General features: G+C 73.0%; 14 protein-coding genes. 3 read left to right on the plus strand and 11 right to left on the minus strand.

Annotated features, from left to right (window positions below):
* Positions 1 to 532: 532 nt before the first annotated feature.
* Both E1285_RS39405 and E1285_RS39410 read left to right on the plus strand, forming a co-directional pair.
* On the plus strand, positions 533 to 817 hold the full coding sequence (locus E1285_RS39405; RefSeq protein WP_132159704.1) for a CD225/dispanin family protein: 285 nt from the start codon (positions 533 to 535) through the stop codon (positions 815 to 817).
* A 13-nt stretch (positions 818 to 830) separates the two neighbouring features.
* Positions 831 to 1,316, plus strand: a complete 486-nt coding sequence (locus tag E1285_RS39410; RefSeq protein ID WP_243723366.1) for a DUF2752 domain-containing protein — start codon at positions 831 to 833, stop codon at positions 1,314 to 1,316.
* An 86-nt stretch (positions 1,317 to 1,402) separates the two neighbouring features.
* Here E1285_RS39410 and E1285_RS39415 read toward each other — a convergent pair whose 3' ends face one another.
* From E1285_RS39415 to E1285_RS39460, 10 genes are all read right to left on the minus strand, one after another.
* Complete coding sequence (locus E1285_RS39415) at positions 1,403 to 2,236, minus strand: crotonase/enoyl-CoA hydratase family protein (protein WP_132159705.1); 834 nt, start codon at positions 2,234 to 2,236, stop codon at positions 1,403 to 1,405.
* 28 nt (positions 2,237 to 2,264) lie between these two features.
* Positions 2,265 to 2,954 carry a phosphotransferase gene (locus E1285_RS39420; protein WP_207947155.1) on the minus strand — a complete coding sequence of 230 codons (690 nt, stop codon included), beginning with the start codon at positions 2,952 to 2,954 and terminating at the stop codon, positions 2,265 to 2,267.
* Positions 2,955 to 3,076: 122 nt separating this feature from the next.
* Positions 3,077 to 3,577 (minus strand): metallophosphoesterase family protein, encoded by a 501-nt coding sequence (locus E1285_RS39425; RefSeq protein WP_243723367.1) that lies wholly within the window; start codon positions 3,575 to 3,577, stop codon positions 3,077 to 3,079.
* A gap of 160 nt (positions 3,578 to 3,737) precedes the next feature.
* Positions 3,738 to 4,727 carry an NAD(P)-dependent oxidoreductase gene (locus E1285_RS39430; RefSeq protein ID WP_132159707.1) on the minus strand — a complete coding sequence of 330 codons (990 nt, stop codon included), beginning with the start codon at positions 4,725 to 4,727 and terminating at the stop codon, positions 3,738 to 3,740.
* Positions 4,728 to 5,170: 443 nt separating this feature from the next.
* The gene (locus E1285_RS39435) at positions 5,171 to 5,878 is read right to left on the minus strand and encodes a hypothetical protein (RefSeq protein WP_132159708.1); all 708 of its coding nucleotides are present in this window, start codon (positions 5,876 to 5,878) and stop codon (positions 5,171 to 5,173) included.
* A 280-nt stretch (positions 5,879 to 6,158) separates the two neighbouring features.
* Entirely contained in the window at positions 6,159 to 6,683 is a 525-nt protein-coding gene (locus E1285_RS39440) for an NAD(P)H-dependent oxidoreductase (RefSeq protein WP_132159709.1), read from the minus strand.
* The gene (locus E1285_RS39445) at positions 6,680 to 7,072 is read right to left on the minus strand and encodes a rhodanese-like domain-containing protein (RefSeq protein WP_207947156.1); all 393 of its coding nucleotides are present in this window, start codon (positions 7,070 to 7,072) and stop codon (positions 6,680 to 6,682) included. The genes E1285_RS39440 and E1285_RS39445 overlap by 4 nt, the downstream gene beginning before the upstream one ends.
* Positions 7,073 to 7,124: 52 nt before the next feature.
* Entirely contained in the window at positions 7,125 to 8,003 is an 879-nt protein-coding gene (locus E1285_RS39450; RefSeq protein WP_132159711.1) for a Gfo/Idh/MocA family oxidoreductase, read from the minus strand.
* Positions 8,004 to 8,083: 80 nt separating this feature from the next.
* Positions 8,084 to 8,527, minus strand: coding sequence for a hypothetical protein (locus E1285_RS39455; protein ID WP_132159712.1), 444 nt, complete (start codon positions 8,525 to 8,527; stop codon positions 8,084 to 8,086).
* 167 nt (positions 8,528 to 8,694) lie between these two features.
* Entirely contained in the window at positions 8,695 to 9,084 is a 390-nt protein-coding gene (locus E1285_RS39460; protein WP_132159713.1) for a hypothetical protein, read from the minus strand.
* Positions 9,085 to 9,354: 270 nt separating this feature from the next.
* Here E1285_RS39460 and E1285_RS39465 point away from each other — a divergent pair, with 270 nt between their 5' ends.
* Entirely contained in the window at positions 9,355 to 10,005 is a 651-nt protein-coding gene (locus tag E1285_RS39465; protein WP_165966947.1) for a hypothetical protein, read from the plus strand.
* A gap of 32 nt (positions 10,006 to 10,037) precedes the next feature.
* Here E1285_RS39465 and narI read toward each other — a convergent pair.
* Positions 10,038 to 10,585, minus strand: a 548-nt coding sequence (gene narI / locus E1285_RS39470; RefSeq protein ID WP_132159715.1) for a respiratory nitrate reductase subunit gamma, incomplete at its 5' end; no start/stop codon positions are given.

Consider the following 10,585-nt stretch of genomic DNA (forward strand, 5'->3'; position numbering starts at 1 on the left):
GGGGCGACCCGACCAGAAAACACTGGCCGAGCCGATAAAGGCACTGGCTTTTAACACGCTGTTGAGTTCTCAAGAAACGGACACCCACCGCGCCGAACCCCGCTCCCGCAGGCCCCGGCTCCGGGGCGACTCGCTTTTCACTCTACCTAATCGGGGCGGATTGTCAATTTCCGTCCTTTTTGGCAACGCCGTTCCGATGCCGCTTGCGCGGCGCCTTCCGGGCGGTGAAGCTATTTCATCAGATCCGGCGCGATTGTCAAAATCGGCCTTTTCCGACCCGCCACAACGCGCCAGGCACAGCTAAGCCGCGTCGGCTGGTTCTGTAGTGGTTTCCCCCACGATCGACCGGCCGCCGTGCTGGCGTCCTGGATCCGTGTGGGGACGAGCGGTTAACCTACGGGGTCGGAGCGACCGCGTCAAATCAGAGCACCGGAAGCCGCCCGTGACATGATTCTAGGGATAGGCGGGAACCCGACCGGCCTGATAGTCATCTATCTTCTTGGATCACCCAGCCCACCACGGAGGTAACACCATGGCCTACCCGCCAGCTCCCCCGCCGCCGAACGCCTACGGCGCCGGCAACCCGCCCCCGAACCACCTCGTGTGGTCGATCCTGACGACGATCTTCTGCTGCCTGCCCGCCGGGATCGTGTCCATCGTGTTCGCCGCGCAGGTGAACGGTAAATGGAAGGCCGGCGACCAGGCCGGGGCCATGAAGGCGTCCAGCAACGCGAAGACGTGGGCGATCGTGTCCGCGATCGCGGGTGTCGTCGTCGGCGTCATCTCCTTCGTCGTCCAGCTGTCCATGGCTAGCTGACGGTTCCTGCTCCATGACGCACGAGCGCCGGCCCGCCCTGCTTCAGCCGGGCGGGCCGCTCACCGAGTGGCGGGACCGGTTCCGCGGCCGCCCGGCGGCCGCGGTGACGCTCCGGCTGCTCCGGCCGGGTGGGGTCCTGCTCCTCACCACCGCGGTCGTGTCCTACATCGCGGCGGTCGACCCCAATGAGCAGGGTCACTACCCGACCTGCCCGTTCCTCGCGCTGACCGGGCTGCAGTGCCCGGGCTGCGGCTCCATGCGGACCATCCACGCCCTCGCCCACGGCGACGTCCCGACCGCCCTCGGGCTGAACGTGCTCACCCTGGCGGCGATACCGGCGCTGGCGTTCTTCTGGTTCCGCTGGGCGAAGGCTCGCGCCCAGGACCGCCCCACCCGCACGAAGGCGGCTCATCCCGCGCTCATATGGGCGTTCTTCGGTGCCGTCCTGCTCTTCTGGCTGGTGCGCAACCTGCCGTTCGGTTCGTTCCTCGCGGCCTGACGGTCCGCTCCTAGCCGCCGCGTGGCGGCCCGCCGGCCCACTCACTCGTTGCACGCGACCGGGCCGGCCGTGGATCGCCTACCGGGTCATTCCGGGTCGGTGAAGGCGGACGGGCGCTTCTCGAAGTAGGCGCGGACGGCTTCGACCTGGTTGGGCGTGCCGCGCAGCTCGCCGAGCGTCCGGGACTCCTCGAGATACTGGCCGGCCAGGTCGACGTCCGCCGCGCGGTTGAGCAGGCGTTTGGCTCCGCGGACGGCATCGGGGCTGTTGCCGGCGATCTCGCGGGCGAGTTCGGTGGCCGCGGCGCGCGGGTCGGCGGCGGTGCGGGTGGCCAGGCCGATGCGGGCGGCCTCCTCACCGCTGATCATGCGGCCGGTGAGGGTGAGCTCCTTCGCGACGTCCTCGCCGATGAGGCGGATCAGCGCCGCCGTTCCCGTCATGTCGGGCACCAGGCCCCAGCGGATCTCCAGGACCGACAGTTTCGCGTCGGGGGCGACGATCCGGATGTCGGCGCCCAGCGCGATCTGCAGCCCGCCGCCGAGGGCGTGGCCGTGGACGGCGGCGACCACCGGCTGCGGCATCTCCCGCCAGGTGTGCACGGCCTGCTGGCCGAGGTTGGTGATGCGCCCCGGCTCGCGCGCGGTGATGTCGAGGGCCAGCCGGCGGAACCGGGAGCTGCCCTCGTCGGGGGCGGAGTCACCGGCCATGGCGGCGAAGTTGGCGAAGTCGAGCCCGGCGCAGAACGCGCGGCCCTCGCCCGACAGGACCACGGCGCGGACGGACGGATCCGCGGCGAGCGTCTCCCCGGTCTCGGCGAGCGCCTCGAACGTGGCGATGTCGAGGGCGTTCAGCTTGTCGGGGCGGTTGAGCCGCACGTCGGCGACTCCCTCGTGGACGTTCACGGTCACGCGGTCGGTCATGCCGGCTTCCCGTCTGTCGGCGGTCATCTCAGGGCGACGATCCCATGCGCCGCCGCAGCCAGTCGAGTGCGGCCCTGCCCTGGGCCTTCTGGAAGGCGCGGAGCGTCGGCAGGTCCGGAGGCGGAGGCTGCCCGCCCTCCCGGACGAAGTATCCCGCCAGCGCGGCGAGGACGGACGTCACCGCTTCGTCGCCGGCGTCCCGGGCGAGGGGGTGGCCGGCGAAGACGCCGGCGGGCGGCGGCCCGCCCTGGGTGCGGACGCTCGGCAAGGTGGTGACCAGGTCCAACCACGGCGCGGCGAGGCACGCCCACGGCCAGTCGACGACCACGACCCGGTCGGCGGTCAGCAGGAGGTTGTCGGCGCGGAGGTCGGCGTGGGCGAGCGTCGTCCCGGCGGATGCCTCCTCCCAGGCCCCTTCCAGGACCGCCAGCCGGGCGAGGTTCCGGCGGGCCCAGGGGTCGAGGCCGCTGAGGTCCTCGCCTGCGGCGAGGAGCCGCCAGCCCTGGAAGGCGCCGCCGAAGCGTTCGGCGGCGGTGGGGGCGTCGATGGGGGCCGGGGTCATGGCGGACGCGAGTTCGCCGAGCCCGGTCAGGACGCGGTGCAGGCGGGGCGTGTCGGGGTTGGGTTCGGGGCCCGCGGATTTGACGAAGGCGCGGCACCCGCCGTCCAACCGCGGGCGCGCGGCGACGCCCGGGGGGAACCCGCCGGGCTGGGTCACCGCGTCGACGACCCGGGGCGCCGAGCAGGGCCTCCACGTCGGCCTGGACTTGCTCGGGGGTCCGGTCCCAGGGAAGGCGCTCTTTCGGTGCGGCGTCCATTCGGGCGTTCTCGCGAACGCGGTCAGGTGACGGGGATGATTTCCGCACTGGTGAGCCGGCCGTCGCGGATGTCGAGGAGGCCGAGGGTGCCGTGGGGCTGGCGGCGCCGGTCGGTGGGCGATCCGGGGTTGAAGATGCGGACGCCGTCGCCGGTCTCGTCCAGGGGGATGTGCGAATGCCCGAAGACGACGAGGTCGGCGCCGGGGAACCAGCGGCGCATCCGGGCCGTCCGGCCGCGGGCCTGGCCGCTGTCGTGGATCATGGCGACCGCGAGGCCGTCGAGGTCGAGTTCGAGGCGTTCCGGTGCGCCCCATGCGGCGACGTCCGGTCCGTCGTTGTTGCCGAGGACGGCGTGGACGGGAGCGTACTCGGCGAGCTCGTCGAGGACGGAGGCGATGCACACGTCGCCGGCGTGCAGGATCACGTCGGCGTCCCGCAGGTGCTCGGCCACCCGCGGCGGGCACAACTTCCAGCGCCGGGGCGCGTGGGTGTCGGAGATGGCCACCGCTCTCACATGCCCCATTGTCCCGCAGGCACCCGGGCGGGCCGGCGGGTGGCCCGCCGGAACGGGGTGCGGGCCGCTCCGCGATCTCGTCAGCCGGGCGGGCGGGCGGAACCTGTCGCGGACCTCCGCGAGCCGGGCGGCCGCACGGCGGGCATCGGTCGGCGCGCCCGTGGGACGTTCATGCCGCGCGGGCCGGGCCGCCGTCCGGCGCGTCGCCGCCCACCGGGAAACCGGCCGCCCAGGACGGGTACCGGGGGCGCCAGTCGAGGCGGAGCCGGGCGCGGGTGTTGTCGGCGCCGCGCAGACCGTTCATGTACGCGACGCCCCAGGCGCCGACGGCCAGGCGGGCGAGTGCGGCGGGGACGCGCTTGGGCGCGGGCGAGCCGAGCTTTCGCGCGAACGCGGGCAGGAACTCGCCCATGGTGACGGGCGTGTCGTCCACGACGTTCAGGACGCCGGTCAGGTCCTTGTCGAGCGCGGCCACGAGGGCGGTGGCGGCGTCGTCGGCGTGGGTGAACGACATCGTCGAGTTTCCGCCGCCGACCACGGGCATCTTCCCCGCGCGGATCCGGCTCGTGAACGACCCGCCCTTCGCGAAGGCGGTGCCCGGCCCGTACAGGTGGCCGAACCGCAGGACCATGCCTCCGGCCCCGGAGGTCAGCCGTTCGAGTTCGATGAGGGCCGCGAGGACGGGGGCGAACTGCTTGGGCGTGCGGTCGGTCCACAGGGGCGCGTCCTCGTCCGCCAGGCCGTCGCCGGGCTGGTAGGCGTAGGCGAGGCCCTCGGCGAGTACGCGGGTGACGCCGGCCTTCTCCGCCGCTTCGTACAGGTTGCGGGCGCCTTCGGTGCGGAGCCGGTCGGTGGCGGCGAAGTCGCGGGCCAGCCGCCGCGGGTCGGGCGCGGCGGGGATCGCGGTGAGCAGGTTGACGACCGCGTCCGGCGCGGCCTCCGCCACGGCGCGTGCCAGCGCGTCGCGGTCGAGCGCGTCGGCGGTGACGAGGCGGCCGGTGTCCGGGCCGCGGTCGCCGGTGCCGGTGCCGGTGCGGGTGCCGGTGCGGGTGCGGGTGCCGGTGCGGGCCAGCCCGGTCACCTCGTGCCCGACGGCCTCCAGCAGCGGGACGAGTCGCCGTCCGATGACCCCGGTGGAGCCCGCGACGAGTACGCGCATGATGACCTCCCTGTCCGCCCGGCCGCGTCGCCGGGAAACGACGGTTTCGGCATCAGGACGGGACAGGGTCGCCGGGCGTGACGTCAGTGGGTGTGATTCAGGTCACAGAGGTGCCGATGGGGCGGTGATTTTGCCACGACGGCTCCCGGACACGAGTGGGAAACAACTGTAAGCACGCTGTCATTACTGAGTGCTGACCAGCGGAGTTACGCTCGAATTCCTCGCGTTCGTCCAGGAGGATTCCGGCCGTACGCCCCCGGTCGTTCCGACACGGCGACCCAGCATCGCGAGGGTATGGGGCGGCCGGGCCCCGAGGAGGATGGCCACTCCCTTGCACCGGCCCCGGGGCCCGGCCGTCCCGCCGCGCTCTCCAGGGGTGGTCCGGGACGCCACGGAGGGACGCCACGGAGGGACGGGACGGCCCGGACCGGCGGGGCGGGCGGCTACGAGGTCAGGTAGAGCTTGCGGTCGAAGACGCCGGAGCCGGGGGTGGTCTCACCGCGGGCGATGGCGGCGCCGCTGCCGGTGCCGTCCTCCGGGCACAGGCCGCTGCTCCCCGGTTGCCGGACGAGCGTGATGTCGTCGGAGGCGCCCTGGGCGTCGTCGAGGTCCGGGAGCGGGCGGTTCGGGTTGTCGCGGTTGTAGACGTCGAAGACCAGACCCGGGGTGTCGCCGCTGCGGAAGCCGTAGTTGCAGGTGACCGTGAAGCCGAGGATCTGCCCTTCGATCGTGAACTGCAGGTCGCCGTTGATCGAGAGGGTGCCGTCGCGCCCGCCCTGGACCGGGGCGTAGGCGACCGCGCCGCTCTTGTCGGGCAATTCGCTCAGGTCGAGGTCGGTCGGGGGAGAGCTGAGCCCGTTCGAGGTCTCGCACGCGCCGAGCGACGCCGCGGTCAGCTCGCCTGGGCCGGTGGACACGACCGTGCCCTGGAGCGTCGCGCTCTCGCAGGATCCGGTCACCTCCGAGCCCAGGAAGACGACGGAGAAGTCGAGCGTCCCGACGGTGGAGACCTGCCAGTTGCCGGAGTACGGCGCTCCGGTGGCGGTCTCCTCGCGGATGGTGGTGGTGGCTGCGGACGCGGTGCCCGCGGTCAGGGCCAGCGCGGCGGAGGCGGCCACCACCGGCACGGCGAGTCTGATGGGAGCTTTCATGGGGTTCCTCCTCGGGAGAGGCCATTCTTCTTCCGCCTGCGGCACGCCCGCACGCGGCCCCCTTCGCGCGGCGGGCGGGGTTCATGACCGCGCGGAATACAACCTGTTTGTACCCGAGTGTTCCGGAGAAACAAAGACCCGATCAGAAATTATCTCATGTCTTGTAAAATAGCGATGAAATATCGGAGCAGATCACTAAGACGAACATGGAATCACGCTCTGAAATCGGCCGGGTGCGCTTGGATAATAGCGCGGGAAATGGCGGGAGCGGCGCGGCCGGTCAGGTGGCGGTGGACGTGCTCGCGAGGAAGGCCGCCACCTGGGGGGCGACGCGGTCGGCCCAGGCGCCGATGACCTCCTCGGCGTCCGCGAGCTGCGATTCGAGCATCGCCAGGCCCGGGGACGGCACGTTCGCGCCCAGTTCGACGAGGAGCGGCCGCAGGTGCGTCTCGACGGCGAGGGAGTGCCTGGCGTCGCCCATGACCAGGAGGGGCAAGGCGACCGCGGACGCCAGCGACCCGGCGCCGAAGCGGTCGAGGAACACCTTGAGCAGGCCGGTGTAGGTGGCCTTGTACGTAGGGCTCGCCACGACCAGGACGTCCGCGGCGGCGACGGTGTCCAGCGCTTGCTGGACGCCGGGCGGCGGGACGGCGCTCAGCAGGTCCGGCGCCAGCACGGACAGGTCGACGGTCTCGGTCTCACCGGTGGCGCCGATCCGCTCGTTGACCGCCTCCGAGGCCTGGAGCGCCACCCCGAGCGTCCGCGACTTCGGTCGCGGGTTCCCGACCAGCGCGACCGTGCTCATCCGCCCGCTCCCCCGGTCGTCGGCAGGCCCGCGGCCCGCCACGCCCGGAACCCGCCCACGACGTCGGTGGCGCGGGAGAGGCCGAGGTCGTGCAGGGACGCGGCGGCGAGGCTGGAGGTGTACCCCTCCGAGCAGAGCACGATGACGCGCAGTCCGTGGCCGGTCGCCTCGGGGAGCCGGGCGCCGGAGGCCGGGTCGAGGCGCCATTCCAGGACGTTGCGTTCCACGATCAGGGCGCCGGGCACCTCGCCCTCGCCGGCGCGCTGGGCCGCGGGGCGGATGTCGACGAGCAGGGCGCCGTCCCGCGTCTCGGCGTGGGCCTGGCCGGGTTCGAGGCGGACCAGCCGGCCGCGCGCCTCGCCGAGGATGTCATCGATCGTACGAGCCATGGCATCCAGCATGGCAGCCGGTTCCCTATCGCGACAATCGGGAATATCGGGATCATTGGTTCGCGAGCTGGGCCTCGGCCGAGGCGAGGATCTCCTGGATCCGGAGGCCGTGCGCGGCGTCCAGGGCGCTTCCGGCCTCTCCCCGGACCGCCGCGGCGAACTCGGCGACCATGGTCGCGAACGCGTCGTCGCCGAGCTGGGACCAGTCGAGCCGGGCGTGTCCCTTCCGTCCGTAGACCTCGATGTGAGCGGGCGGCAGTTCGCCCGCCCCGGCCATGGAGACCGACGCCTGGCTCACCGCGCCGCCCTCGTGGTCCAGCGTCAGCCCCAGCCAGCCGAGCGGGTCGCCGTGCGGGCGCACGCCCACGACCCGGCCGAGCGAGGCGTCCAGCAGGTCGACGATGTGCGGGCCGAGGTCGAGCAGCGCGCCCCGCTCCAGCCGCCACGGGGTGGCGAAGGGGCCGCCGCTCAGCGTGGAGGAGACGAACGAGCCGTAGCCGCCGAAGGGGTCCAGGTCGTGTACCCGGCCGAGGAAAGCGCGGGCGGCGCGCGAGTAGCGCAGGGTGAAGACCATCTGGGAGACGACGCCCGCCTCGGCGATGGCGCCGGCGACCCGGCGGGCGCCATCCAGGTCCATGGCGAGGGGCTTTTCCAGCAGGACGGCCTTGCCCGCGCGGGCGGCCCGCACCGCGAGGCCGGCCTGGACGTCCGGCGGGACGGAGAACGCCACGGCGTCGCATGCGTCGAACAGCTCCTCGATCCGTTCGAACGAGGGCACGCCGTGCCGGCCGGCCAGCTCGGCGGACGCCTCCGCGCGCCGGGCCCACACGCCCGCGAGCCGCGTGGACGGCCCCGCCGCGAGCGCGGGCGCGTGCACGATCCCGGCCCAGTGTCCCGCCCCGACCAGCCCGACCGCCACAGAATCGCTCATGGGGCAAACCTAGACGATCTACCCACGCGCACGCGCACGACGGCCGCCCGGGCCGGGAGCCGGCCGGGACGCCGGCGGCGTCAGCAGCCGCCGTGCGTGATCATCCAGTCGTCCAGGAACGTCTGGACGTGGTGGTCGTAGAGGCCGCCGTCCGTCAGGTATTCGCGCGCGGACGCGTAGTCCTGGCCGCAGGTCGCCCGGCCCGCCTCGATCGCCCAGCCGTCCGGGGCGGTGATGCCGTCGGCGGCGATCATGGCCAGGAAGTCCGCGTCGGCCGCGCTCCGGCCGGGCTCGTCCGGGACCACGGTCCTCGGCTCGGTGACGGTGACGGTCGGCCGCGGCTCAGGCGCCTGCTCCTGACCGGGCTCCCGCTCCTGGCCGGACGGTGCGGACGTCCGGGTCTCCGCGACCCTGCCGGCGTCGCGCGACTCCCCCGGCCCCAGCCTCATGAACGCGATGGCGCCGGCGCACGCCACGACCGCCGCGAGCAACGCGGCCGCCACCACGATGGTGATCTGCCTCATGTCGTCCCCCCGTCGGGCAGCTGCGAGGGAAGGCCGGATGAGGTCTCGCCCATCCCTCGCCGCTGGGCGGGGCCTGACGACACCAGCGTGCGCGCGGGCGCGTCACTACCGGGAGGGACGGGCGTCCCGGACACTACGGGACATTTCGGGACGTTTCGGGCGTCAGGTCAGCCGAGCTGGACGCCGAAGAACAGCGCCGCCAGTGCCCCCACCACGCCCAGGGCCCCCCAGACGGCGAGGCCCGCCTTGGACTTCGCGCGGGTGTGCAGCAGCGCGGCCACGCCCGACAGGACGACGAAGACGAGCTTCACCTCCAGCGTGCGCTGCGCGGCGTCCCCCATGTCACCGCCGGTGATGTTCCAGATGCCGGTCAGGACGAGGACGGCGAACGCGGGCCAGGCGACCAGGTTGTAGCGGCGGGCGGCGACCTTGGTGACGCCCTCGAAACCGCGCAGCGCCGGGACGAGCGCGCCGAGGGTGATCTGCCCGCCGACCCAGATCGTCGCGGCGAGCACGTGAAGGAACAGCCGCAGATCGGCGGTGGTGACCTCGAGCACGGGGTGCCTCCCTGGCGGACCGGGCGGTGATCGGGGACGGTTCACCGGACGTTATCGCCTGCCCCGGCCACGTCGCGCACCACCCCGCTTGTCGCCCGGCTCGGGACCTTGGGCCCTGACGGTCCGGCCGGGGCTGTTCCACGCAGAACGCATACAGCTCGATCAGAGCGGGCTCGGGATCCTCGAAGGCACGTCGCGGACCCCGCCACCGTCGCCGCCCTGGAGGCCCTGCCGCTGCCCACCTGGGCGCCGGGAGAGATCGAGGCCACGGTGCTCGGCGACGCGGTGACGCCGGAGGTCCACGCGGCCTGGTCCGAGGTGTACTGGCTGTTCGCGACGCTGCTGATCGCCGAGGAGGCCCGGCTCTACCACGAGGCCGCCTGCGACCCGGCCGTGCCGTACCGGACGTGGCGCGTCACCGAGCGCTTCGAGTCCGTCGCCCCCGGGGACGAGCTGGAGCTGTCGCGGCCGTTCGGGGACGTGGTCGTGGACGACGGCGATGATCCGCTCGTCCTGGTCAGCGCGGGCATCGGGATCACGCCGGCCGCCGCGATCATCGACCGGCTGGCCGCCGCGCAGCCGGGACGCCGCGTCCTGGCCGTCCACGCCGACCGGAGCCCGCGCACGCACCCGCTGCGCGAGCAGATCGCCCGCGCGGGCCGGCGGATGCCCGGCTTCCAGCTGATGACCTGGTACGAGGACCTCGACGGGGCCGCCTCGGGCGGGGCCGGGGACGGGGACGTCCGGCCCGGCCGGATCGACGTGTCCGCGCTGCCGCTGCCGCCCAAGGCCCGCGTGTTCATGTGCGGCCCCATCCCCTTCATGCGCGAGATCCGGCGCGGCCTGGCCGACGCCGGAATCTCGGACGAGCGCGTCCACTACGAGGTGTTCGGCCCCGACCTGTGGAACAAGGAGGACTGAACCCGGTTCATCCGGCCGGGCCCCCGGCCGGATCAGGGGACCCGTTCCCAGCCGCGGCGAGGCGGGTGCATTCCCAGCTGCTCGTCGCGGCTGCGGTACACGATGTAGGGGCGGGTCAGGTAGCCGACCGGGGCGGTGAGCATGTGCACCAGCCGGGTGAAGGGCCAGATGCAGAACAGCAGCAGGGCGCTGAGCGCGTGCAGCTGGAACAGGACCGGCACGCCGGTCATCAGGTCCGGGTCCGGCCGCAGGTAGAAGATCGACCGGAACCACGGGGACACCGTCTCCCGGTAGTTGTAGCCGCCGCCGACGATGTTGGCGGCCACCGTCGCGGCCAGCCCGAGCAGGATGGTCAGCGCGAGGACCGCGTACATCAGCTTGTCGTTGCGGGTCGTCGCGGCGAACACGGGACCGACCGTGCGGCGCCGGTAGATCAGGATGGCGATGCCGGCCAGGGTGCAGAACCCGGCGATGGTGCCGAGCACCACGGCGACGACGTGGTACATGTGCTCGGTGACGCCGACGGCTTCGGTCCAGCGGTCGGGGATCAGCAGCCCGCCGACGTGGCCGAGCGCCACGA

Source organism: Actinomadura sp. 7K507 (assembly GCF_004348425.1).
Lineage (GTDB): Bacteria > Actinomycetota > Actinomycetes > Streptosporangiales > Streptosporangiaceae > Spirillospora.

What these genes read in the sequence shown, in the direction of transcription:
- E1285_RS39405 (WP_132159704.1), top strand. Translation starts at nt 533, where the DNA reads ATGGCCTACCCGCCAGCTCCCCCGCCGCCGAACGCCTACGGCGCCGGC.
- E1285_RS39410 (WP_243723366.1), top strand. Translation starts at nt 831, where the DNA reads ATGACGCACGAGCGCCGGCCCGCCCTGCTTCAGCCGGGCGGGCCGCTC.
- E1285_RS39415 (WP_132159705.1), bottom strand. Translation starts at nt 2,236, where the DNA reads ATGACCGACCGCGTGACCGTGAACGTCCACGAGGGAGTCGCCGACGTG.
- E1285_RS39425 (WP_243723367.1), bottom strand. Translation starts at nt 3,577, where the DNA reads ATGGGGCATGTGAGAGCGGTGGCCATCTCCGACACCCACGCGCCCCGG.
- E1285_RS39430 (WP_132159707.1), bottom strand. Translation starts at nt 4,727, where the DNA reads ATGCGCGTACTCGTCGCGGGCTCCACCGGGGTCATCGGACGGCGACTC.
- E1285_RS39435 (WP_132159708.1), bottom strand. Translation starts at nt 5,878, where the DNA reads ATGAAAGCTCCCATCAGACTCGCCGTGCCGGTGGTGGCCGCCTCCGCC.
- E1285_RS39440 (WP_132159709.1), bottom strand. Translation starts at nt 6,683, where the DNA reads ATGAGCACGGTCGCGCTGGTCGGGAACCCGCGACCGAAGTCGCGGACG.
- E1285_RS39445 (WP_207947156.1), bottom strand. Translation starts at nt 7,072, where the DNA reads ATGGCTCGTACGATCGATGACATCCTCGGCGAGGCGCGCGGCCGGCTG.
- E1285_RS39450 (WP_132159711.1), bottom strand. Translation starts at nt 8,003, where the DNA reads ATGAGCGATTCTGTGGCGGTCGGGCTGGTCGGGGCGGGACACTGGGCC.
- E1285_RS39455 (WP_132159712.1), bottom strand. Translation starts at nt 8,527, where the DNA reads ATGAGGCAGATCACCATCGTGGTGGCGGCCGCGTTGCTCGCGGCGGTC.